The 23180-nt window shown below is 54.5% G+C and carries 18 protein-coding genes and 1 other RNA gene; 18 read left to right on the top strand and 1 reads right to left on the bottom strand.

Translation table 11 applies throughout. The annotated features are described in order from the left end of the window. Positions 1 to 4: 4 nt before the first annotated feature. From tpiA to eno, 3 genes are read left to right on the top strand one after another with little or no spacing between them, the layout of a single operon-like run. Entirely contained in the window at positions 5 to 760 is a 756-nt protein-coding gene (gene tpiA / locus E2980_RS15560; protein ID WP_135153101.1) for a triose-phosphate isomerase, read from the top strand. A gap of 1 nt (position 761) precedes the next feature. Then, positions 762 to 2297 carry a 2,3-bisphosphoglycerate-independent phosphoglycerate mutase gene (gene gpmI / locus E2980_RS15555; RefSeq protein ID WP_135153100.1) on the top strand — a complete coding sequence of 512 codons (1536 nt, stop codon included), beginning with the start codon at positions 762 to 764 and terminating at the stop codon, positions 2295 to 2297. 35 nt (positions 2298 to 2332) lie between these two features. Then, positions 2333 to 3625, top strand: coding sequence for a phosphopyruvate hydratase (eno, locus tag E2980_RS15550; protein ID WP_135153099.1), 1293 nt, complete (start codon positions 2333 to 2335; stop codon positions 3623 to 3625). A gap of 81 nt (positions 3626 to 3706) precedes the next feature. Here the strand turns inward: eno and E2980_RS15545 are convergent, their stop codons facing one another. Beyond that, positions 3707 to 4288 (bottom strand): dihydrofolate reductase family protein, encoded by a 582-nt coding sequence (locus E2980_RS15545; protein ID WP_135153098.1) that lies wholly within the window; start codon positions 4286 to 4288, stop codon positions 3707 to 3709. 226 nt (positions 4289 to 4514) lie between these two features. Between E2980_RS15545 and E2980_RS15540 the strand changes: the two genes are divergently transcribed. The 15 genes from E2980_RS15540 to ssrA all read left to right on the top strand — a co-directional run bounded on the left by E2980_RS15540 (position 4515) and on the right by ssrA (position 22947). Next, positions 4515 to 5279 carry a sugar phosphate isomerase/epimerase family protein gene (locus E2980_RS15540; protein WP_135153097.1) on the top strand — a complete coding sequence of 255 codons (765 nt, stop codon included), beginning with the start codon at positions 4515 to 4517 and terminating at the stop codon, positions 5277 to 5279. 170 nt (positions 5280 to 5449) lie between these two features. Next, the gene (locus E2980_RS15535; protein ID WP_135153134.1) at positions 5450 to 6634 is read left to right on the top strand and encodes a GNAT family N-acetyltransferase; all 1185 of its coding nucleotides are present in this window, start codon (positions 5450 to 5452) and stop codon (positions 6632 to 6634) included. 143 nt (positions 6635 to 6777) lie between these two features. Next, a complete protein-coding gene (gene secG / locus E2980_RS15530) occupies positions 6778 to 7014 on the top strand; it encodes a preprotein translocase subunit SecG (protein WP_115994885.1) in 237 nt (78 codons plus the stop codon). A gap of 378 nt (positions 7015 to 7392) precedes the next feature. After that, positions 7393 to 8715 carry an ABC transporter substrate-binding protein gene (locus E2980_RS15525; RefSeq protein WP_135153096.1) on the top strand — a complete coding sequence of 441 codons (1323 nt, stop codon included), beginning with the start codon at positions 7393 to 7395 and terminating at the stop codon, positions 8713 to 8715. Positions 8716 to 8796: 81 nt separating this feature from the next. After that, complete coding sequence (locus tag E2980_RS15520) at positions 8797 to 9645, top strand: carbohydrate ABC transporter permease (protein ID WP_135153095.1); 849 nt, start codon at positions 8797 to 8799, stop codon at positions 9643 to 9645. Position 9646: 1 nt separating this feature from the next. Further along, a complete protein-coding gene (locus tag E2980_RS15515; protein WP_135153094.1) occupies positions 9647 to 10471 on the top strand; it encodes a carbohydrate ABC transporter permease in 825 nt (274 codons plus the stop codon). Positions 10472 to 10494: 23 nt separating this feature from the next. Beyond that, positions 10495 to 12483 (top strand): beta-galactosidase, encoded by a 1989-nt coding sequence (locus E2980_RS15510; protein ID WP_135153093.1) that lies wholly within the window; start codon positions 10495 to 10497, stop codon positions 12481 to 12483. A gap of 24 nt (positions 12484 to 12507) precedes the next feature. Continuing rightward, a complete protein-coding gene (locus tag E2980_RS15505) occupies positions 12508 to 13551 on the top strand; it encodes a LacI family DNA-binding transcriptional regulator (RefSeq protein ID WP_135153092.1) in 1044 nt (347 codons plus the stop codon). Between the two features lie 7 nt (positions 13552 to 13558). Beyond that, positions 13559 to 14128: a glycerol-3-phosphate responsive antiterminator gene (locus tag E2980_RS15500; protein WP_135153091.1), complete on the top strand. Its 570-nt coding sequence runs from the start codon at positions 13559 to 13561 to the stop codon at positions 14126 to 14128. Beyond that, on the top strand, positions 14129 to 15622 hold the full coding sequence (gene glpK / locus E2980_RS15495) for a glycerol kinase GlpK (RefSeq protein WP_135153090.1): 1494 nt from the start codon (positions 14129 to 14131) through the stop codon (positions 15620 to 15622). Positions 15623 to 15781: 159 nt separating this feature from the next. After that, positions 15782 to 17482 carry a glycerol-3-phosphate dehydrogenase/oxidase gene (locus E2980_RS15490; protein WP_276322283.1) on the top strand — a complete coding sequence of 567 codons (1701 nt, stop codon included), beginning with the start codon at positions 15782 to 15784 and terminating at the stop codon, positions 17480 to 17482. A 173-nt stretch (positions 17483 to 17655) separates the two neighbouring features. Further along, entirely contained in the window at positions 17656 to 20547 is a 2892-nt protein-coding gene (gene rnr / locus E2980_RS15485) for a ribonuclease R (protein ID WP_135153132.1), read from the top strand. 151 nt (positions 20548 to 20698) lie between these two features. Continuing rightward, positions 20699 to 21631 (top strand): aspartate carbamoyltransferase, encoded by a 933-nt coding sequence (gene pyrB / locus E2980_RS15480; RefSeq protein WP_135153089.1) that lies wholly within the window; start codon positions 20699 to 20701, stop codon positions 21629 to 21631. Positions 21632 to 21922: 291 nt separating this feature from the next. Next, entirely contained in the window at positions 21923 to 22411 is a 489-nt protein-coding gene (gene smpB, locus E2980_RS15475) for an SsrA-binding protein SmpB (RefSeq protein ID WP_135153088.1), read from the top strand. 173 nt (positions 22412 to 22584) lie between these two features. Next, positions 22585 to 22947, top strand: a transfer-messenger RNA (tmRNA) gene (gene ssrA, locus E2980_RS15470). Positions 22948 to 23180 lie beyond the last annotated feature (233 nt).

The raw sequence follows: 23180 nt of genomic DNA, 5'->3' as shown, positions 1-23180 counted from the left end.
GAAGATGAGCAGAACACCGATTATCGCGGGTAACTGGAAAATGTTCAAAACGGCAGGCGAAGCTGCGGCTTTCGTGGCCGAGGTTAAGGGCAAAGCAGAGGTTGCTGGCGTGGAGAGCGTTATCTGCGCTCCGTTCACGGCGCTTCCCGCTTTGGTTGAAGCAGTAAAAGGTACTACGATCAAGGTTGGCGCTCAGAACCTTCACTTCGAAGACAATGGCGCATACACAGGTGAAATCAGCGGATTGTTCTTGAAGGACCTTGGCGTTCACTACGTCATCATCGGTCATTCGGAACGCCGTCAATATTTTGCCGAAACGGACGAGATCGTCAACAAGAAAGCCCATGCTGCATTCCGCCACGGCCTGACTCCGATTATCTGCGTAGGCGAGAAGCTCGAAGAGCGCGAAGCCGGCCAGACGAAAGAAGTCGTTCGCGTGCAGACGGAAGGCGCCCTTGCAGGATTGACTGCCGAGCAAGTCGCAACATCCGTTATCGCATACGAACCGATCTGGGCTATCGGAACGGGGAAATCCTCGACATCCGAAGACGCGAATGAAGTGACTAGCTACATCCGCGGCGTCGTTGCCGGACTATTCGGCGCTGAAGTCGCCGGCAAGATCCGCATCCAATACGGCGGAAGCGTTAAGCCGAATACGGTAGCCGAGTACATGGGCCAATCCGATATCGATGGCGCTTTAGTCGGCGGAGCTAGCTTGGAGCCGGCTTCTTACGTGGCGTTAGTAGAAGGGGCGAAGTAAGATGGCAGCACCAAGACCGGTAGCTCTCATTATTCTAGACGGCTTCGGAATGCGCGAAAGCACCCACGGAAACGCGGTTGCGCAAGCCAACAAACCGAACTTCGACTTGCTCTGGAAAACCTTTCCCCATACGACCTTAACGGCGAGCGGGGAAGCGGTGGGATTGCCGGAAGGCCAGATGGGCAATTCCGAGGTCGGGCATCTGAACATCGGCGCGGGCCGGATCGTGTATCAGGATCTCACGAGAATCTCCAAGTCGATTCGCGACCAAGAATTCTACGAGAACTCCACGCTCCTCGGCGCGGTTCAGCACGCGAAGGCGAACAACAAGAAGCTTCATCTGTACGGCCTGGTATCCGACGGCGGCGTACACAGCCATATCGCTCATCTATTCGCTTTGTTGGAACTGGCCAAGAAGGAAGGACTGGACCAAGTTTACATCCATGCTTTTCTCGATGGACGGGATGTATCCCCGGATAGCGCGGTCGGCTACTTAACCCAATTGCAAAGCAAGATCGAAGAGCTCGGCATAGGCAGGATCGCGACGATCCAAGGCCGTTACTATGCAATGGATCGCGATAAGCGCTGGGAACGGACGGAGAAATCCTATCGCGCAATGGTCTACGGAGATGGACCGACTTCGGTCAATCCGATCGAAGCGGTGAAGGAGTCTTACGAGAGGTCGGTATACGACGAGTTCGTGATGCCGACAGTAATCGTAGGAGCGGACGGTAAGCCGGTTGGTCTCGTGGAGTCGGAGGATTCGGTTATTTTCTTCAACTTCCGTCCCGATCGCGCCATTCAACTATCGAATGTGTTCACGAACGAAGACTTCCGCGGGTTCGATCGCGGGCCGAGCTTTCCTAAGAACCTGTATTTCGTCTGCATGACGCTATTCGCGGAAACGGTTGGCGGTTTCGTTGCGTATAAGCCTAAGGAATTGGATAATACCCTAGGCGAGGTTCTTGTGCAGCATGGGAAAAAGCAACTCCGGATTGCCGAGACGGAGAAGTACCCGCACGTGACGTTCTTCTTCAGCGGCGGACGGGATCATGTCCTGGAAGGCGAAACGCGGATCCTCATCAATTCGCCTAAGGTCGCTACTTACGACTTGAAGCCGGAGATGAGTATTTACGAAGTCACGGAAGCGCTGGTAAAGGAGATCAATGCGGAGAACCATGACGCGATCGTCCTGAACTTCGCTAACGCGGACATGGTGGGTCACTCCGGTATGCTTGCGCCGACGATCAAAGCGGTGGAAGCGACGGACGAATGCCTCGGAAGAGTGGTCGATGCGGTTACGGCCAAAGGCGGAGTTTGCGTCATCATCGCCGACCACGGCAACGCTGACATGGTCACCGACGATAACGAGCGTCCGTTCACGGCTCACACGACTAACCCTGTTCCTTGCATCGTGACCGAAGCGGGGCATACGCTTCGCGAAGGAGGAATCCTGGCGGATGTAGCGCCGACGATCCTTACATTGATGCAGCTTCCTCAGCCCGTGCAGATGACCGGCAAATCTTTGATTATTTAAATTAAAAATTAAACCCCATTAAAGGAGTGTTACTCATGACAATCATTTCTGATGTTTATGCACGCGAAGTATTGGACTCCCGCGGAAATCCGACGGTTGAGGTTGAAGTACGTTTGGAATCCGGAGCACTGGGCCGCGCAATCGTTCCATCCGGCGCATCTACTGGCGCGCACGAAGCGGTAGAGCTTCGCGATGGCGACAAGAGCCGTTACCTTGGTAAAGGCGTTCTGCAAGCCGTTGAGAACGTAAATATGATCATCGCTCCTGAAATCATCGGATACGATGCCATTGAGCAAGTCGTTATCGATCAGAAGCTTATCGAGATCGACGGTACTCCTAACAAAGCGAAGCTTGGAGCTAACGCAATCCTAGCGGTATCCATTGCAACGGCTCGCGCTGCTGCGGAAGCTTTGGACATTCCGTTGTACACATACCTTGGCGGATTCAACGCGAAGACGTTGCCGGTTCCAATGCTTAACATCATCAACGGCGGCGCGCATGCGGACAACAACGTTGACGTACAAGAGTTCATGGTCTTGCCGGTTGGCGCTCCTACATTCGCGGAAGCTCTTCGTACCGGCGCCGAAATTTTTCACTCCCTCAAGAGCGTATTGAAAGCAAAAGGCCTTAACACCGCCGTAGGCGACGAAGGCGGATTCGCTCCTAACTTCGGTTCCAACGAAGAAGCGATCACGACGGTTATCGAAGCGATCGAGAAAGCGGGCTTCAAACCGGGCGTTGACGTATTCCTCGGTATGGACGTTGCTTCCACTGAATTCTTCAAAGACGGCAAATACCACCTTGAAGGCGAAGGCAAATCCTATACGCCTGCCGAGTTCGTAGATCTGCTAGCTAGTTGGGTTGACAAATATCCGATTATCACGATCGAAGACGGTTGCTCCGAAGACGATTGGGAAGGTTGGAAATTGCTTACCGAGAAATTGGGCGGCAAAGTACAACTCGTCGGGGACGATCTGTTCGTAACGAACACGGAGCGTCTGGCTGACGGTATCGAGAAAGGCGTAGGAAATTCCATCCTCGTTAAAGTTAACCAAATAGGTACGTTGACGGAAACTTTCGACGCTATCGAGATGGCGAAACGCGCTGGATACACGGCGATTATCTCCCACCGTTCCGGCGAATCCGAAGACAGCACGATCGCCGACATCGCGGTTGCCACGAATGCGGGTCAGATCAAAACGGGCGCACCTTCCCGTTCCGACCGCGTCGCGAAATACAACCAATTGCTTCGCATCGAAGACAACTTGGGCGCTACTGCAATCTACGGCGGCAAAAAAGCGTTCTACAATCTTAAAAACTTCAAGTAATTCGCACTCGCTCATGAAATCGACAACAACAAGAAGGACGGACCCTTGTGCTTAGGCACGGTCCGTCCTTTTTTTACGTTGCTAAGGTTTAACGATGCGATATCTAAGATGTATCGCGCCCGGGGTCTCTAACACCCGGGTGCTTTCGAGTTCGATAAGGTCGATGCCGATATACTTGAACAATGGAGTCCCCTTGCATAATAGAACGGGCGCTACGTGAATCTGCATCTCGTCGAGAAGTCCGGCTTCTATGTATTGCTGCGCGAGATTAGCGCCGCCCATCACCCAGACGTTCTTGTCGCCCGCGACGGCTTGGGCCTGCCGGATCGTGCTCTCGATCCCGTCCGTAACGAAGATAAACGATGAGTCCCCTATGGCCTCTTCCGGTTCTTCCCCGGAAACGACGAAGGCGGGCACATGGAAGGGAGAGACCCCTCCCCAGGCATCCTCTATCGCATCGTCGTACGTGCGCCTGCCAAGGATAACCGCGCCTGAAGTCTCCGTTAGCTCTTGCAGGATCATGTCGTCCTTGTCGGTCTTGGCCCCGAATATCCAGTCATGGAGACGAAGCCCGCCTTCTCCCAAAGGCAATTTAGAACTGATATTCGGCCCCGCTATAAATCCGTCCAAAGACATCGTGATGTCCAGGATAACTTTGCCCATCATGATCCCCCTTCTTCGCGAATGGTAAGAACACTGGTTCGTATTTATTCTACCACATATTGCATATTTGTGAACCGTTCCAGTTGTTCCATTTTATTAAATAGAAATCCGCAATCTCCAAAATGCATACAAAGAGGACAAAAACCCTTATCGTGATTACGCATTCATAAGCCTATAATAGGGTGGAGAAGACTTGAAACTAATCATAATGATGGGTGGGAATAAAATGAGCAAACCGCAAGTGGGCATTCAGTTATATTCCGTTCGAGATCGCAGCGAGAAGAATTTCCTGACAACGATTAAGGAGATCGGCGAAATCGGTTACCGCAACGTGGAGTTGGCAGGTTACTATGGCCATTCCGCCAAGGAAGTTCGCAAAGCGTTGGATGACGCGGGCCTGAACGCTCCTTCCGCGCACGTGAACTTGACCGTCGGCGATCCTGCCATCTGGGATAATCTGAAGAAGCAAGTCGAGTACGGATTGGAGCTTGGTTTGAAACGTTTTATCGTTCCTTATTATCCGTTAGGCGATAACCCTACGTTAGCCGGAGTGAACAAAATGGCGGACGACTTGGAGCAAGCGGCGAAGATCGTTAAGGAATCCGGCCTAGAGTTCGGTTACCACAACCATGCGTTCGAGTTCAAGCCCGTCGAAGGCAAACTCATCATTGATCATATTTTCGACCGCATTCCGTCAGACCTGTTGTTCGCGGAATTCGATCTGGGATGGGTGAAGGTAGCGGGTCAAGACCCTGCCGAATACGTGAAAAAGTACGCGGGTCGCCTTCCCGTCGTTCACGCGAAGGACTTCAAAGCGGACGGCAACGATACCGAGATCGGCAAAGGTACGGTGGATTGGGATTCAGCGTTGGCCGCTTGCGAAGCATCCGGCGTAGAATACGTCATCATCGAGCAAGAGCATTATGACGTATCCTCGCTCGAGAGCGCGAAGCTGAATTACGCTTGGTTTAAGGAACGCGGCTGGTTATAATGGAATAAACGCGGAAGCTCGGCGGAAGCCGGGCTTTTTTACACGATTCAGAATGTATTAAATTTCGCTATCCATTTCTGAATCGTCTCCGACATAAACCTGTGTCGCCATCCCAAGGACGGCGACAGCTGTTTATGCTTGCGGAAAAAAGGGAAGAGGACGGTGCGGGCATGGAAATCAGACAGCTGCGAGAAGATGATTTCGAGGAACGAACGGCATTATCACAATTCGCCTTTCAATATCGTTTAACGCCGGAGCAGAAGGAGTCCAAGCGTCTTACGTTCCGACCTGAGCAAGATTGGGGCGCATTCGATGAAAATGGCCGTCTGCTGTCGGCGTTATTGCTGCTGCCATTGGAAACTTGGATTCAAGGCAAATCGTTCGCGATGGGCGGGATTGCCGGAGTCGCGACTTGGCCGGAAGCAAGAAGGCAGGGCTGCGTAAATCAGTTGCTCGTTCGCGCCCTTGAGACGATGAAGAACAATGGGCAAACCGTCAGTATGCTGCACCCTTTTTCCTTTTCTTTTTACCGCAGATACGGTTATGAGATGACGGTCGAGCGCAAGAAGTACACGATCGAGACGCGCCAGCTTCCGCCCCGCACGCAAACTCCCGGACAGGTGAAACGCATGGCGAAACCGGATATCGAGGTGTTGAACGGTATTTATTCGGCTTACGCCTCGCGCTATAGCGGGACGCTAGTTCGGGAGAAGGACTGGTGGGAGAACCGAATCCTGACGAAGGGCGGCCAAGTGGCTGTTTATTATAACGAGCACGATGTTGCCGAGGGATACGTGTTCTATCAAGTCGAGGGCAACATGCTGACGATTCAGGATTGGGCGAGCACAAGCGAAACATCCCGCGTAGGGTTATGGACGTTCGTCGGCAACCACGACTCTATGGTTGCGGAAGTAACGACGATCACGGCCATCGACGATCCGCTTCCGTTCCTGTTAGCCGATCCTCGGATCAAGCAGGAAGTCATCCCGTATTTCATGTCTCGCATCGTGGACGCGGAAGCATTCGTTAAGCAGTACCCATGGATGCCGGGGGAGCGGGAGGAAGCTGTCGTGCTGACTCTGTCGGACGCGCATGCGCCGTGGAACAATGGGGCGTTTAGGCTGATGTTGAGCGCGAGTGGCGAGGGTAGATTGGAGAGATTGGAAGGGATTGCGGCCGAGAGCAGCGGTGGATTGAAATGCGACATTCAAACGCTGACGGCGATGCTGATCGGCAATCGGAAGCCGTCCTTGTTACGGGAAGTCGGACGGATCAGCGGCGGTTCCACGGAGGATGCGGCGCAGTTGGAACGGAGGATTCCGGAACGGACGACGCATTTGATGGACTTTTTCTGATCGGAAGTCCCATTGTCTCGCAGAAAACAGAAAATAGTTAAGGTTGTCAACTTGCCGGGCGGTATGTTAATATAAGAATACTGTTTTCGGAAAGCCGTCCAAGATGGCATGCCGGGTGAGTTAGGATTTGGGAGGTGTAAGCGATGGACGTCGTTCTTAAAATAATTCTGGTTATATTCTCGCTGGGACTGATTGCGGTCGTTCTGCTTCAACGCGGTAAGAGCGCAGGTTTGTCGGGCGCTATCTCCGGTGGAGCTGAGCACTTGTTCGGCAAGCAGAAGGCTCGTGGAATCGACCTTTTCCTGCAACGCCTGACGATCGGTTTAGCGGTTGGTTTCTTTATCCTTTCTTTGGTAGTCGCTTATTTCGTTAAGAACTAATAATCGAGAACGGGCAGGAAGCGCGAGCTTCCTGTCTTTTTTTATAAGTCCATAGAGACCGTTGAAGACCGCCAGGGAAGAATGTTTCCTTAGCGGTCTTTTTTTGCGCGATTCGGGCATAAAAACATGTTGTTTTCGATTTTTGGGGAAACATATGGATGTATTCAGATGGACTCGAGCTCCCTTTTAAGGCAAGGAATAGGCAGTAATAAAATTTGAAAACCGTAATTGGAAAAATTTTTAGTAAAATAACGATTGATTTTTAGTAAAAAAATGAGTAAGATAATGATTGTCAGCAAACGCTTTCAAGTTGAATGGCACTTGTTCAAAGGCACAAAGAGAAAAAAGGTAAAATTTTATTAAAAGGGGAGCTTTAAAATGTCGAAATGGATGAAGCTATCTACTGTAATGCTCGGAATTTCGTTGATTGCAACCGCTTGTGGGGGTGCGAACAACAATAATCAGCCTGCGGCTACTCCGGGAACTGGCGACAATAACGTAGAGAAAGTCGAATTGACCGCATGGGCGTGGAACGTGAACGTCGGCGCGCTGAATGAAGCGATGACGATGTACCAGAAGGATCACCCGAACGTGAGCATCAAAGTCGAAGATATCGGCCGCTTGGACGTATACGATAAATTATCCACCGGTCTTGCGGCCGGCGGATCCGGACTTCCGGATATCGTGCTCGTCGAAGACGATCGCATCCAAGGTTACCTCGAAGCGTTCCCGAAAGGGTTCCAGAATTTGTCCGACAAAGGCTTCGACGCCAAAGCCGACCAATTCCCTGCCTTCAAGAAAGAATTGACGAGCAAAGACGGCAAGTTCTACGCCTTCCCGTTCGATGCGGGCCCGACGGGCATGTTCTACCGCAAGGACATCTTCGAGAAAGCCGGAGTAGACGCGACGAAAATCGAGACTTGGGACGATTTCCTAGCCGCCGGCCAGACGATCAAGAGCAAGACGGGCGCTTACGCGCTTCCCGCGGATAAGTTCAAGGACGACGCCAACTTCCGCATGATGATGAACGAGCTCGGCGTGTATTACTTCGACAAAGACGGCAACATCGATTTTAACAACCCTAAAGTCGTTCAAGCGATGGCCACGCTTAAGAAATTTGGCGACGCGGACCTCGTGAAGGACGTTAACGGCTGGGACGGCATCGTATCGGCTACCGTCGACGGTTCCGTCGCTACGATTCCGTTCGGCGCATGGTATTACGGCACGATCATTGACCAAGCGAAGGACACGAAAGGCAAATGGGGAGTGTTCCTGTTGCCTGCGTTCGAGAAAGGCGGCAACCGAGCGGCTAATCTAGGCGGAAGCAGTTGGATGCTCAACGCGGATTCCGAGCGCGTAGACGCGGCGTACGGCTTCATGGAGTACTTCTCCACGACGAGCGCGGTACAAGCGGTAGCGATGGAGAAGTTCGGACTGTTCCCTTCGCTGCAAAGCACATACAGCGAACCGGCATTCCAAGCCGACAACGAATTCTTCGGCGGACAGAAGATCTGGAAGCTGTTCGGCGACGAGATGGCTAACATTCCGACGCCGTACTACACGAAGGACTACGCGATGGCGATGGACGAGGCGGTCAAAGCGCAAGCGCACGTATTCATGGACAAAGATCCGGCCAAAGCGCTGAAAGAGGCGGCGGAAAGATTGGCGGATCGGACGAAACGTGCGGTAAACAACGGTTAAAGACTTACGAAGAGGTTCGGGAGATTCGGGCGCAGGCCCGAATCTCTCGCTCTTTTTCTATTTCACCAGGGAGGGCAAGTCATGAGAACAAAGTCTTACGTGCCTTATTTATTTTTAACGCCGGCAATCGTCTTATTTGCCGTATTCATGGTTTATCCCATTCTCTACTCCTTCTTGCTGAGCTTTCAGACGAGCGTAGGCGGAGAGTTCGAGTTCGCGGGGCTCGACAATTACCGGCGGTTGTTTCAAGACGAGATTTTCTGGACGGCTCTTAAGAATACTTTCGTGATATTGATTATCCAAGTGCCGCTCATGCTGACGATCAGCATCGTGCTGGCGACTTTCTTAAATACAGCCAAAAGTTTCAAAGGTTTGTTCCGTGTTTCGTTCTTCATGCCGGCGGTCACCTCGCTCGTCGCGTATTCGATTATTTTCTCGATCATGCTCATGGGCGACGGCTTAATCAATCAAGCGCTGCAAGCGATCGGTTTGAACGGCGTTCCTTGGCTATCTCACCCTCTATGGGCAAAGGCGGCGCTCATTCTTGCCATAACCTGGCGATGGGCCGGCTATAATATGGTCATCTACTTGGCGGCCATGCAGAACATTCCGGAATCGCTCTACGAGGCGGCAAGCTTGGACGGCGCGAGCAAGCTGAGGCAGTTTTTCACCGTGACCGTGCCGCAGCTTAAGCCGGTCATCCTGTTCACGGCAATCCTGTCGACGATCGGAACACTCCAGCTTTTCGACGAGCCGTATACGTTGACCAAAGGCGGTCCGAGCGACGCGACGTTATCCATCGGGATGTATCTGTATCAGACCGGCTTCCGTTACTACGATTTCGGATATGCCTCTACGTTGGCTTACGTCATCGTGTTGTTGATCGCCATCCTATCGTTCGTGCAATTCAAGCTGACGGGGGATGAGTAAAATGAAAACCAATCGGATAACCTCGCTGTTTCTATTCGTAGGCTTGTTAATCGGTGCCATCGTATCGCTGTTTCCTTTTTACTGGGCGGCAATCGCCTCCACCAATGAAAGCGGGAAAGTGTTCTCCAAACCTCCGGTGCTATTGCCGGGCGGCAAGTTCATCGAGAACCTCTCGAACCTGAACGACACGATCGGTATCTGGCGGGTCATGGGCAATTCGCTCTTCGTCGTCATCGTCTACACGGCGCTCAGCCTGACGATCTGCACGATGGCGGGGTACGCTTTCGCCAAGTTCCGGTTCAAAGGCCGTAACGTCCTGTTTGCCGTATTCTTGTTATCGATGATGGTTCCGTACCATGCGCTCGTTATTCCCTTGTTCAAAATGATGGCGGCATGGGGTTGGCTGAACACGTATCAAGCGCTGATCGTGCCCAACCTGGCTTATCCGTTCGCGATCTTCCTTATGCGGCAAAATATGCTGGCCGTTCCGGACGCGATGATGGAAGCGGGCCGAATCGACGGCGTAAGCGAGGCGGGCTTGTTTACGCGCATCATTCTGCCTTCGGTGAAGCCGGCGCTCGCGGCCACTGCGATCTTCCTGTTCATGTTTCAGTGGAATAGCTTCCTGTGGCCGCTCATTGCGGCACAGACCAAAGAAATGTACACGTTACCCGTCGCATTATCGAGCTTGTTCGGGCTATCGCGAATAGATTACGGGCAGGTTATGGCCGGCGTCACGCTGGCGACCGGACCTATCATCTTGTTTTTCCTGCTGTTGCAGAAGCATTTCATATCCGGCATGCTGGGCAGCTCCGTTAAAGAATAACCGGTTAGAGGGAGAGACACATCATGTATTTAGGCGTAGATTACTATCCGGATTATTGGCCCGAAGAGCTGGTGGAAGAGGATTTGGAAGGCATTGCGCGGCTCGGCGCGAACATAGTGCGCATCGGCGAGTTCGCTTGGCATCGGATGGAACCGCGGGAAGGAGAATTCGATTTCTCCTTCTTCAACGAAATCGTTCGCCGGGCGAAGGAGAAAGGCCTTGCGGTCATGTTCGGCACGCCGACCGCCACTTTTCCCGCATGGCTGGCGAAGAAGCATCCAACCATCCTCTCCGAGGATGAGAACGGGAGCGTCCGGGTATTCGGCGGTCGCCGCCAATATTGCTTCAACTCGGCGGAATACCGCGAATATAGCGGGCGCATCACCCGTAAGCTGGTGGAGCATTACCGCTCGGAGCCATCCATCATATCCTGGCAGATCGACAACGAACTCGGTCACGAAGGCAGCGACATGTGTTATTGCGGTCAATGCCACTCGGCGTTTCAAAAATTCCTTCAAGACAAATATATCGACATCGACGCGTTGAACGAGACTTACGGAACGATTTTCTGGGGACAGACCTATAACGGGTTCGATGAAATACCGATTCCGAAGAAGACGATCACGACGCACAATCCGTCGTTGCAATTGGACTGGGCGCGATTCCGTTCGCGGTCCGTGAACGGCTATGCCGAAGAGATGGCTGCAATCGTCCGCGCTAGCAAAGGCGAGCACCAGACGGTAACGACGAACGTGTCGGGGGGCTTCTTCGGCAAATGGTTCGACCACGCGGAGCAGGCGGAAGCGCTCGACTTCGTCTCCTACGACAATTATCCGGTATGGGGAGGGCTCGCCGAGCCGATTACACCTGCGGCTATTGCCTTGGGTCACGATTTCAACCGCGGGCTGAAAGGCAAAAATTTCTGGATCGTCGAAGAGTTGATGGGCGCGCAAGGCCATGACGTCATCGGATATCTTCCGCGTCCAAATCAAGCGAAGATGTGGTCGTTCCAAGCGTTCGCGCACGGTTGTTCGGACATGCTCTACTTTTGCTGGCGGTCGATGAACCGCGGGGCGGAGCAATTCTGCCTGGGCATCGTCGATCACGATAACCAGCAAGGGCGTAAATACAAGGAAGCGCAATCCGTATTCACGGAAATCGCCCCTTACGCGGATTTGTTGCAAACAGAGATCAAGGCCGAGGTCGCGGTCTTATACGATTACGACAACGTCTGGTCGTGGCGTTCCCAACGGCAGAGCGAGGCGTTCGATTTCACGAACGAGCTGCTTCGCTTATACGATCCTTTCTTTCGCTTGAATTGCGCGATCGACGTCATTCCCGCGAACCGGGATTTCTCCGAGGCGGGTTATAAGGTGCTGTTGATTCCGGCGTTGCAGATTGTGGACGAACGGTTGGCCGGACGGTTGGAAGCATTCGCCGCAGCCGGCGGAACCGTCGTGTTCTCGTTCCGGACGGGCTTGAGGGATAAGAACAACAACGTTTATTTCGGGCGCCCTTTCCCGGGAACGGTTGCGACGCTTTGCGGCGTGAGGGTAGAAGCCTCCGAAGCGTTATCGATCGGCAGATCGGTTCCGATCGTCCGGGAAGCCGGCGCTTCGCAAGCTTCTCCGCCCGCTGCCGAATGGCCGGCTCGCTCTTCATGCGAGGTATGGCGCGATCTGCTCCTGCCGACGACCGCGGATGTTCTCTATCGCTATGAGGATCCCTTCTTCTCGGAAGCGGCCGTCACGCGCAATTCCTACGGTCAAGGCGACGTCTACTACGTGGGCGGGGGACTGGCGGAAGACGTACTGGATGCGTTGGCGCAAACCATTGTCAACGCTAGGGAGATCTGTCATATTGAAAGTGAACCGGGCGTCGAAGTGTATGCCCGCGGATCGGAATATTGGTTCGTTCTTAACCATACTCCTGAAGAGAAAAGCTTCCGGGGAACACGACTGCCGCCCTATGCAAGCTTCATTATGAAAGCGGAGGCGGCAGGCAGAGGTTAAGCGCGAGGGAAGGAAACAAAGAAGATGGCGACTATTAAAGAGATTGCCCTGCGCGCTGGCGTGTCGATCGCGACCGTATCGAGGGTGCTCAACTACGACCCGTCCCTATCGGTAGGAGACGACACTCGCAAACGGATTCTGGAGATTGCCCAAGACATGAATTACAAGACGCCGAGGGAACGCAACCATTCCGTCGTCAAGGATAGATATCGAATCGGGCTCGTCAGCTGGTATTCGGAGCGCGAAGAAATGCTGGACCCCTATTACATGGCCGTACGGCTCGGCGTGGAGAGAGAGTGCTTCCATCGGAAAATCGAATGGGCGAAGCTGTTCCTGCACGACTCCCGCCCATTGGAGTGGAACGGCGAACCGCTGGACGGGATGATCGCCATCGGCCGGTTCGACAAGGAAGATATCGTCCGGTTTCCTGCGGATATGGATAATTTGGTATTCGTCGACTCTTCTCCGGACGATAGCCGATACGATTCGGTCGTGCTCGATTTCCGCAAGGCGGTAGGGGAGATTCTAGCCTATCTGACGGAATTGGGACACACGGAAATCGGTTATATAGGCAGCCATAACTGCGTGAACGAAAGACAGGTGCAAGATGATCGGGAACTCGTCTTCATCGAGTGGCTTTCCCGGAAGAACTTGTTTAATCCTTCTTATATTTATACTGGCGAGAATTTGTTCTCGGAAGACGGCTATGAGTTGATGAAGCGGCTGGTGTCAAGCGATGACGCAATGCCGACTGCATTTTTCGTGGAAAACGATTCGATGGCGGCGGGCGTGTTAAGGGCTTTGCACGAGGCAAAGCTGAAGGTGCCGGGAGACGTATCGGTTATCGGGTTCAACGATATCGCGATTTCTGCTTTCCTGCAGCCTGCGCTCACGACGATGAAGGTCCATATGGAATATATGGGAGAAACGGCCGTCGAGTTGCTGTCGGACCGGTTCGGGGCCAAACGCGAGATCGCCAAGAAAATTGTTCTGCCGACGGTCTTGACAGTGCGCAAGAGCTGTTCTCCGCCCCGCCCCAAGCGCGCCATTCAGACTCTAGGGAAGTGATATACGCATGCCATTCGGCAACCAGCGGGTATTGCCCGCGATCAAGCAGATGAAAGAGCTGGAGAAGCTGCTCGCTTCCTCCTACGAATATCTCGTTCTGCTCGGAGGCCGAATCGGCGCGCTGCGTCCGATCGTAGAGTTCGCGGAGCGGAACGGAAAGAAAATATTGCTGCACGCCGATCTGATCGACGGGCTGAAGAACGACGAATACGCCGCGGAGTTCCTCTGCCAGCAGATTCGTCCGGCGGGCCTGATCTCCACTCGCGTATCCGTCATTCAGAAGACGAAGCAGAACGGGCTCATCTCGATTCAGCGAATGTTCGTCATCGACTCGGACGCCTTGGATAAGAGCGTGGAGCTGGCGGTAAAGACGAAACCGGATTTCGTCGAGATGCTGCCTGGCGTTATGCCGCATCTGATCGCCGAAGTGCGCGAGCGAACCGGAGTGCCCGTCATCGCGGGCGGCCTGATTCGTTCGTCGCGGGAGATGGAAGACGCGTTTGCCGCGGGTGCGGCAGCCATTACGACTTCAAGGCAGGAGTTATGGAAACCTTCCTTCGGGAGAGGAGGAACCTGATTGGAAACTTATATTATGGCGTTAGACCAGGGAACGACGAGCACCCGGGCATTGCTCGTTAACCGCGCGGGCGATATCTCTCATATTTCCCGCGAGGATCTCTCCCTGAATTATCCGCATCCGGGTTGGGTGGAGGTAGACGCGGAAGCGATCTGGCGGTCGACGTTAAAAGTCGCCAGGGAGACGTTGCGAAGTTCGGGATTGGAGCAAGGCCGGGTGTCGGCGATCGGCATCACGAACCAACGGGAGACGGCGGTCGTCTGGAACCGCGCGACCGGCAAGCCGATTCGGCCCGCCATCGTCTGGCAATCGCGGCAGACGGCGGGCCTCTGCGAAGAGTTGAAGCGAGCGGGGCATGAAGCGTTGTTTCGCGATAAAACGGGGCTGCTGCTCGATCCGTATTTCTCCGGGACGAAGGTGGCTTGGATGCTGCGGGAAACGGAAGGCGCGCTGCAGAAGGCGGTTAACGGAGAGTTGTTGTTCGGAACGATCGACAGCTGGCTCGTCTGGAAGCTGACCGGCGGCCGCGTCCATGTGACGGATCCCTCCAACGCCTCCCGAACGCTGCTCTACAACATTCACGAACGCCGCTGGGACCTGGAGTTGCTGGATATTCTCGGGATTCCGGAGGCGATGCTCCCCGAAGTCCGTTCGACCTCGGAGATATACGGAGTGACGGATGCGGAGCTTCTCGGAGAAGAAATTCCGATCGCATCGATCGTAGGAGATCAACAAGCGGCGCTGTTCGGGCAGGGTTGTCACCGGCCGGGAGATGCGAAGAATACTTACGGGACCGGCTGCTTCATGCTCATGAACACCGGCGAGGAAGCCAAAACCTCCTCCCATGGCCTGCTGACGACGATCGCTTGGCAGATCGGCGACGTGACGGAATACGCGCTGGAAGGCAGCGTATTCGTGGGAGGATCGGCTATTCAATGGCTGAGGGACGGGCTGGGGCTGATCAAGTCGGCTAGCGAATCCGAAGCGCTGGCCGACTCCGTGGATTCGAGCGAAGGCGTTTACGTCGTACCCGCGTTCGTAGGGCTTGGAACGCCGCATTGGGATAGCGAGGTACGAGGTTCCGTGTTTGGCCTGACGCGGGGCACGAACAAGGCGCATCTGGTCCGGGCCACGCTGGAGTCTCTCGCTTACCAGACGAAAGACGTCCTGTCCGCTATGGAGATCGACGCCGGCATGCGGTTGAAGGCATTATCCGTCGATGGCGGAGCGGTCATGAACGCTTTCCTGATGCAATTCCAGAGCGATATGCTGGGCGTCCCGGTCGAGAGACCGGCGGTGCACGAATCGACGGCGCTAGGGGCGGCTTACTTGGCGGGTTTAGCGGTCGGCGTCTGGAGCGGGAAAGAAGAAATACGCCGGTTAAAGAAAATCGAGCGAGTCTTCGAACCGGCAATGGACGATAAGAGACGGGAGAAGCTTCACGGAGGCTGGTTGCGGGCCGTCCGCGCGGCTATGGCGTTCAAGAACGAATAGTGCTATAGTGAACATATAAGTTAATATCGGTTGGAGACCTGGAGAAACCACGACAAGACTTTCGCGAACCCCCATTGGGGAACGGAAAGTCGTTGGCGTGGTTTTTTGTTTTCCGCGGATGAAATGATGGAATAATAAACAGCAATAGGAGGATTACAGATGACGAACAATACGATGGGAACGACTACGAATGCGGATGTCGAAGGAGGATTCTCCGCGCAGAATCGCCGAAGCCGGTTAGCCGCAATGGCCGCTGGCCATGCGGATTTGCTGGTTATAGGAGGAGGCATTACGGGGGCGGGCATCGCGCTCGATGCGACAACGCGAGGGTTGAAGACGGTACTCGTGGAGATGCAGGATTACGCCGCGGGCACGTCAAGCCGTTCAACGAAGCTCGTGCACGGCGGCTTGAGGTACCTCAAGCAATTCGAGTTCGGCGTCGTCGCCGAGGTGGGCAAGGAAAGGGCGATCGTGTATGAGAACGGGCCTCATGTCACTACGCCGGAATGGATGTTGCTCCCGCTATACAAGGGCGGGACGTTCGGGCCGTTCATGACGTCGGTCGGACTTCGGGTCTACGATTTTCTGGCGGGAGTCAAGAGAAGCGAACGGCGCAAAATGTTCAATGCCAAGGATACGCTAATAAAGGAACCTCTGCTAAAGCGGGAAGGTCTTCTGGGGGGCGGGTATTACGTGGAATACCGTACCGACGATGCGCGCCTCACTATAGAAGTCATGAAGAGAGCGGTGGAACGGGGCGTCCAATCGGCCAACTACGCCGCGGTGGAATCTTTCCTCTATGAAGACGGAAAAATGGTCGGCGCGGTCGTTCGCGATCGGATCAGCGGAGAAAGCTACGAGATCCGGGCGTCCAAGATCGTCAACGCCACCGGACCTTGGGTGGACTCCCTTAGGGAGATCGATCGCTCCAAGCAAGGCAAGACGCTGCGCTTGACCAAAGGGGTTCATCTCGTGTTCGACCAGAGCAGGTTCCCGCTGAGCCAGGCCATCTACTTCGATACGCCGGACGGGCGGATGGTGTTCGCCATTCCGCGCGCGGGCAAGACGTACGTCGGCACGACGGATACCGATTATGCCGCGGACGTCGCCCGCCCCCGAATGACGGAAGAGGATCGTGCTTATTTGCTGAAAGCGGCGAATAACCTGTTCCCAAGCTTGCATCTGACCGAATCGGACGTGGAATCCAGTTGGGCGGGCTTGCGGCCGCTGATTCAACAGGAGGGCAAGGATCCTTCCGAGATTTCGCGTCGGGACGAAATTTTCGTGTCGCCATCGGGGCTCATCTCGATCGCCGGCGGTAAACTGACCGGCTATCGGAAAATGGCGGAGTCGGTCGTGAACCGTATCGGACAATTAATGGAAGCGGAAGGGCGGAAGCTCACCCGCTCAAGCATCTCCAAGCGGTTGGCGATCTCGGGAGGAGACGTCGGGGGTTCTGACCAGTTCGAAAAGTTCGTTAAGGAACGAATCGGAGAAGGGGTGGCTTACGGACTCGGAAGGGAACAATCTGAGCGGCTTGCGCGTCAGTACGGCTCGAATGTCAATAAGCTCTTTCTATCGGCGGCCAACTCCGGGGAATTCGCCAAACGGCACGATTTGCCCTTGGATCTCGCCGCAGAGCTTATCTACGCGATCGCGGAAGAGAGCGCCGTAAAGCCGGAGGACTTCTGGATTCGTCGGACGGGGAGGCTGTTCTTCGACCGGGCGTTCGTTGGAAAATATAGAGATTCCGTCCATTCCGCCATGGCCGAGTTATGCGGATGGAACGAAGAACAGAGGGAAATATTAGGGACGGAGATGGCGCGGCTGATCGAGGAAGCCGTGACTCCGGTCGTCTGATTTCAAGCCCGGCTAGTCGAATGGCAGCGGAATGAGGTACAATATGGAAAAGGACCGTCTGGGCGAGAGGTTGCCCGGGCGGTTTTTGCTTGAATGCTTATGAAGGCGCTTATCCGGTTGCCGATAAAGGAATTGGTGTATACTATACGTAAGACGAGGTGATACGGATGCCGATGTGCACGGAGCAGGAGTTGCTCGATTTCATGCGGGAAACCGCTTATAAACCGTTGACTTACAAGGAATTGGAGAAACATTTCGGCATCGAAGACGCGGCTGAATTCAAGGCCTTTCTTCGCATGCTCACCGAAATGGAGCAAGACGGCAAGATTCTGTTGACCCGTACGGATCGCTATGGCGTGCCGGAACGGATGAATTTGCTAAGGGGACGGATTCAGACCCATCCGAAGGGTTTTGCCTTCCTAATCCCGGACGATAAGGAGCACCCCGATCTCTACATTCATGCCAACGATCTGAAGGGCACGATGAACGGAGATATCGTGCTTGCGCGGGTGTCCGCGAAGAACGAGAACGGCAAGCTGGAAGGCGAGATCGTTCGCATTATCAAACGTGCAGTGACGCAAGTCGTCGGGTTGTTCCATAACCATGAAAGCTATGGCTTCGTGGTGCCGGATGATAAACGGATTAACAAAGATATTTTCATCCGGGGAGAAGGCTTCCAGGGCGCGGTGACCGGACAGAAGGTCGTCGTGAATATCATTACTTATCCGGAAGGGCGCGCGGCCGCCGAAGGCGAGATCATCGAGATTCTCGGGCACAAGGATGACCCGGGCGTCGATATCTTGAGCATCATTCGCAAGCATGGATTGCCGGAGAGCTTCCCTGGAGACGTGCTGGCGGAAGCGGATGCGGCACCCGACACGATCACTGAGGAAGAGATCTTGCAGCAAGGCCGCCGCGATCTTCGGGACAAGGTCATCGTGACGATCGACGGCGAGGACGCCAAGGATCTGGACGATGCGGTGAACGTAGAGCGTTTGCCTAACGGAAACCTCGTATTGGGCGTGCATATCGCCGACGTGAGCTACTACGTGCGCGATAAGTCCAAGCTGGACGAAGAAGCTTATAATCGGGGCTGCAGCGTGTATCTGGTCGATCGCGTCATTCCGATGCTGCCGCACCGTCTATCTAACGGAATTTGTTCCTTGAATCCGCAAGTTGATCGGCTGACGATGTCGTGCGAGATGGAATTCGAGCCGGGCACGATGAAGCAGGTTCGCCATGATATTTTCACGAGCGTGATCCGCACGAAGGAAAGAATGACCTACACCAACGTTCGCAAAATATTGAACGAAGAGGATCCGGAAGTAGCCGAGCGTTACTCCGATCTGGTGGATACGTTCAAGCTGATGCAAGAGCTCGCCATGGGTTTGCGTTCGATGCGGATGCGCCGCGGCGCGATCGATTTCGAATTCCAGGAATCGAAGGTCATCGTGGACGAGCAGGGTAAACCGGTCGATATCATCAAGAGAGAGCGCTCGATCGCCGAGCAGATTATCGAAGAATTCATGCTCGCGGCGAACGAGACGGTGGCGGAGCACTTTCACTGGCTTAAGGTGCCGTTCATCTATCGGATCCATGAGGAGCCTTCCAACGAGAAGCTGATGACGTTCATGCAGTTCGCGGGCAACTTCGGTTACGCGGTACGCGGCAAGGGCAATACGGTTCATCCGCGCGCGTTGCAGACTTTATTGGAAGAGATCCAAGGAACGAAGGAAGAAACCGTGCTGAGCACGATGATGCTTCGGTCGATGAAGCAGGCGAAGTACGATGCCGAGAGCTTGGGGCATTTCGGCCTCGCCGCGGAATATTACTCTCACTTTACTTCCCCGATTCGCCGTTATCCGGATCTTGCTATCCATCGCGTTATGCGCGAGGTTCTTGAGAACGGAGGTACGTTGCCGAATAATCGGTTCGATTCGTTGAATGCGCGTATGCCCGATATCGCTTCACAATCTTCCGAGCGCGAGCGGGTAGCGGTCGATGCCGAGCGGGATACCGAGAAGCTTAAGAAAGCCGAGTTCATGCTCGACAAGATCGGAGAAGAATTCACCGGGATTATTAGCGGCGTGACGAGCTTCGGGATGTTCATCGAATTGGAAAATACGGTGGAAGGACTTATTCGTCTAAGCGATATGACGGACGATTACTATCACTTCCACGAATTGCATATGGCTTTGATCGGCGAGCGTACGTCGAAGATCTACCGGATCGGCGACGAAGTGAAAATTCGCGTTGGCCGGGTTAACATGAGCGACCACACGATCGATTTCGAGATGGTGGACATGAAGTCGCGCAGCGGAAGCCGCGTAAGCTTCGTCGACGCGCGCGGGCCGGGCGGATTCGACCGCAAGCGCAAGAAGCGCAATGCGGCGGGCAAGTTCGCCGGCGTAGGCGGTAGCGGCGGCGGTAATGGCGCCGGCGGACGCGGCGGTTCCGATCGCGGCGGCAGGCCGGGCAAAGGTGGCGGCGATGGCCGCAACGCTAAAGGCGGGCGTTCGGACGACCGTAGCGCGAATAGCAGCGTCGCGCCTACAATTGTTGGCGCACCTGGAAGCGGCAAACGGAAGAAGAAGTCGGGGAACAAAGAGAATTCCGAGCCGCGCATTACCATCGAACCGGCAGGCATCCCGGTGACGGAAGCTGGGGACCGTGCTCCGAAGCGTAGGAACAGAGGTGGCGGGGATGGCGCAGCCGCGGGCTCGAGCGGCTCTGCAGGTACAGCGGTGCCTAACGTAACCGCGGTGCCTAGCGTAACTCCAGCGGCGTCGCTGGGATCGAGATCAGGCGGAAATGCCGTTGGTTCGACTAATGGCGGCGCGGCTCCGGCTAGACGCGGCAAGCTCGATATGTGGGGCCTTCCGCGTTCGGGCAATTATCCGAAGGACGCGGATGATGGCACGGATCGGGACTTTTCCTCCGGCTCTCGTAAAGGCGGCGGTGGAGATCGTGCGAAACGCGCTCCTAAGCCGTTCACCCGCGCGGATGCCTCCGTTCCGAAGCAAAGCGGAGAGAAAGCTCCCAGAAGCAGAAAACCTAAAGAGTAAGCCGATAAAGGACCTTCCGGAGCACGTTTCCGGGAGGTTCTTCTTCCGATAAAGCGGCTTGCGCGGAGATGTCGATTCCAATTTACAAACTTCGCCGTATCTTATAGGATAGTACTTAGTGTGTACGGAGATGTCGGGGAGGCTGGCAGATATGAAACAGTTATATCATGTGCTAGGAGCAAAGCAATTCGCTAGGGAAGAATTAGAGCAATTGTTCGATGCGGCGCGGGAGATGGAAGAAATCGTCGCGCGCGGCGGGGACAGACGGCATGAGGGTAGAATCATGACTTCTCTGTTCTTCGAGGCAAGCACGCGGACGCGGCTGTCGTTCGAATCGGCGATGCACCGCCTTGGCGGGGGCGTCATCGGGACGGAAAATGCGTCGCAATTCTCATCGGCGATCAAAGGCGAGACGCTGGAGGACACGATCCGGATCATCAGCGGCTATAGCGATGTCATCGTGATGCGGCATACCGAGATCGGCGCGGCCAAGCGCGCGGCGAGGGTGGCGGATATCCCGGTCATCAACGCGGGCGACGGGGCGGGTGAACATCCGACGCAAGCTTTGCTCGATGCTTACACGATTCGCAAGGAGTTCGGCAAGATCGACGGCTTGCATATCGCGATGGTCGGGGATCTCGCGTATGGGCGGACCGTCCACTCTCTTAGCTATATTTTGGCCAATTACCAGGACGTTATGGTTCACTATATCTCCCCGAACAACGTACGGATTCCGGACAACGTGAAGAAGTACATGGACGAGAAGGGCATCCGGTACGCGGAGACGAACGACCTCGATTCCGTTGCCGGCTCGATCGACGTACTGTACCAGACCCGGATTCAGAAGGAGCGTTTCCCGTCGGTCGAGGAATACGAGAAGGCTTCCGGCCAGTTCATCGTCGACGCAGAGCTGCTGGATCGGATGCGCAAGGACGCGATCGTTCTTCATCCGTTGCCGCGTGCGGGAGAGATCACCGAGGATGTCGATTCCGATCCTCGCGCAGCGTACTTCCGCCAAGCCGTTAACGGCTTGTACATCCGGATGGCTCTGATCGACAAGTGTATCACCGAGTCTAGGGGATAAAGTTTGCTAACTCCGCCCGCCGCAGTCGAATCGAGCCAAGATAGTAAAGAAACTTTGCTAACTCCGCCCGTCGAAGTCGAATGGAGCCGAGATAGTAAAGAAACTTTGCTAACTCCGCTTGTCGTAATCGAATCGAGCCGAGATAGTAACGAGATCGGGCTAACTTCGGCTTTACGTTATTGGAGTCCGTTCGGTTGATGGCGCAGGTGGGCGCGTGCTATAATGAATGTCCGGCAAGCGTTATCTGGCCGGCGCCATGAATGGAATGGATAGGTAGAGAGGTGAAGGAAAATGGGAAAGAAAGACCAGTTCGACAAGCCGTTGGCTCAGAATAAGAAAGCTTCCCATGATTACTTCATCGAGGAAGCCATCGAAGCCGGCATGGTACTATCGGGTACGGAGATCAAGTCTCTAAGGACTGGCCGCGCGACTTTAGGCGATGCGTTCGCCACGATTCGTAACGGCGAGATGTTCCTGCACAACATGCACATCAGTCCGTTCGAGCAAGGAAACCGACACAATCCGGTCGATCCGACTCGGGCTCGCAAACTTTTGCTGCATAAGAAGCAGATTCATAGGATGCTCGGTTTGGTTAAGCGGGACGGCTATACTTTGGTTCCTCTTCGCGTCTACATCAAGAACGGATACGCCAAGTGCTTGATCGGGATGGGTAAAGGGAAGAAGCAGTACGATAAGCGCGAGTCCGATGCCAAGCGGGATTCCCAACGGGATATTCAGCGGATCCTGAGGGAAAAGCAGAAGGTCAGCAGCTATAATTAACATGATTTGGCATTGTTGATGGCTGGGAACGAAGTGGCAGTATTGCCAGTAACAACTTTAGTATCTGTAAGCCGCACGTGTTATAATAGATTTTGTAACGATGCTGTATCTTCGCTCTCCTCAGGGAGAGCTCCTGGAAGTCCAACCGCGGATGCGGTGGCGACCAGCATTTCGGGGGCGTTTATGGATTCGACGGGGATAGAACGAGCGTGGGTAGCGGGTAGTAGGGCTGCGTCTGCTTCACTAACGCGGAAAGCCTATTAAACGGCAAACAACAACCAACTTTAGCAGCAGCCTAAGAAACTGACTGTTAAGCTTCTACTCTCCATCGCCCATGTGGCGGGATAGGGGCCAACTTTAGTGGGATACGCTAGCTAGTCTCCGCCTGGGGCTGACTAGAGGAAGACAATCAGGCTGACCCGAAGGGAATCCGGTGACAGGGAGTCTCTAGGGTGACATCAAATCTGTCACTACACCCGTAGAAGCACATGTGGCGTTGTCTTCGGACAGGGGTTCGACTCCCCTCGCCTCCACCACGAGAAACCCGACCGCAAGAGGTCGGGTTTTTGTGTGGAAAGAAACGGGGAGTCGTCCCAGTCCGAAGGAGGACATTGGGGTTCGTTCCGCGCGCAGAGAGCGTAGCGGACGAGCACGGCATCTCATTCTACCGCTAAGACCGTCATCCGCGAATCCTCCTCGTCAGCAACTTTAATTATGAATGGGATACCCCTGAGCCGAATAGAGAATCGCGACACAAGAATCCGACACG

Source organism: Cohnella luojiensis (genome assembly GCF_004564235.1).
Classification (GTDB): domain Bacteria; phylum Bacillota; class Bacilli; order Paenibacillales; family Paenibacillaceae; genus Cohnella; species Cohnella luojiensis.
This window is presented reverse-complemented; position numbering and strand designations above follow the sequence as displayed.

What these genes read in the sequence shown, in the direction of transcription:
- tpiA (WP_135153101.1), top strand. Translation starts at nt 5, where the DNA reads ATGAGCAGAACACCGATTATCGCGGGTAACTGGAAAATGTTCAAAACG.
- gpmI (WP_135153100.1), top strand. Translation starts at nt 762, where the DNA reads ATGGCAGCACCAAGACCGGTAGCTCTCATTATTCTAGACGGCTTCGGA.
- eno (WP_135153099.1), top strand. Translation starts at nt 2,333, where the DNA reads ATGACAATCATTTCTGATGTTTATGCACGCGAAGTATTGGACTCCCGC.
- E2980_RS15545 (WP_135153098.1), bottom strand. Translation starts at nt 4,288, where the DNA reads ATGGGCAAAGTTATCCTGGACATCACGATGTCTTTGGACGGATTTATA.
- E2980_RS15540 (WP_135153097.1), top strand. Translation starts at nt 4,515, where the DNA reads ATGAGCAAACCGCAAGTGGGCATTCAGTTATATTCCGTTCGAGATCGC.
- E2980_RS15535 (WP_135153134.1), top strand. Translation starts at nt 5,450, where the DNA reads ATGGAAATCAGACAGCTGCGAGAAGATGATTTCGAGGAACGAACGGCA.
- secG (WP_115994885.1), top strand. Translation starts at nt 6,778, where the DNA reads ATGGACGTCGTTCTTAAAATAATTCTGGTTATATTCTCGCTGGGACTG.
- E2980_RS15525 (WP_135153096.1), top strand. Translation starts at nt 7,393, where the DNA reads ATGTCGAAATGGATGAAGCTATCTACTGTAATGCTCGGAATTTCGTTG.
- E2980_RS15520 (WP_135153095.1), top strand. Translation starts at nt 8,797, where the DNA reads ATGAGAACAAAGTCTTACGTGCCTTATTTATTTTTAACGCCGGCAATC.
- E2980_RS15515 (WP_135153094.1), top strand. Translation starts at nt 9,647, where the DNA reads ATGAAAACCAATCGGATAACCTCGCTGTTTCTATTCGTAGGCTTGTTA.
- E2980_RS15510 (WP_135153093.1), top strand. Translation starts at nt 10,495, where the DNA reads ATGTATTTAGGCGTAGATTACTATCCGGATTATTGGCCCGAAGAGCTG.
- E2980_RS15505 (WP_135153092.1), top strand. Translation starts at nt 12,508, where the DNA reads ATGGCGACTATTAAAGAGATTGCCCTGCGCGCTGGCGTGTCGATCGCG.
- E2980_RS15500 (WP_135153091.1), top strand. Translation starts at nt 13,559, where the DNA reads ATGCCATTCGGCAACCAGCGGGTATTGCCCGCGATCAAGCAGATGAAA.
- E2980_RS15490 (WP_276322283.1), top strand. Translation starts at nt 15,782, where the DNA reads ATGACGAACAATACGATGGGAACGACTACGAATGCGGATGTCGAAGGA.
- rnr (WP_135153132.1), top strand. Translation starts at nt 17,656, where the DNA reads ATGTGCACGGAGCAGGAGTTGCTCGATTTCATGCGGGAAACCGCTTAT.
- pyrB (WP_135153089.1), top strand. Translation starts at nt 20,699, where the DNA reads ATGAAACAGTTATATCATGTGCTAGGAGCAAAGCAATTCGCTAGGGAA.
- smpB (WP_135153088.1), top strand. Translation starts at nt 21,923, where the DNA reads ATGGGAAAGAAAGACCAGTTCGACAAGCCGTTGGCTCAGAATAAGAAA.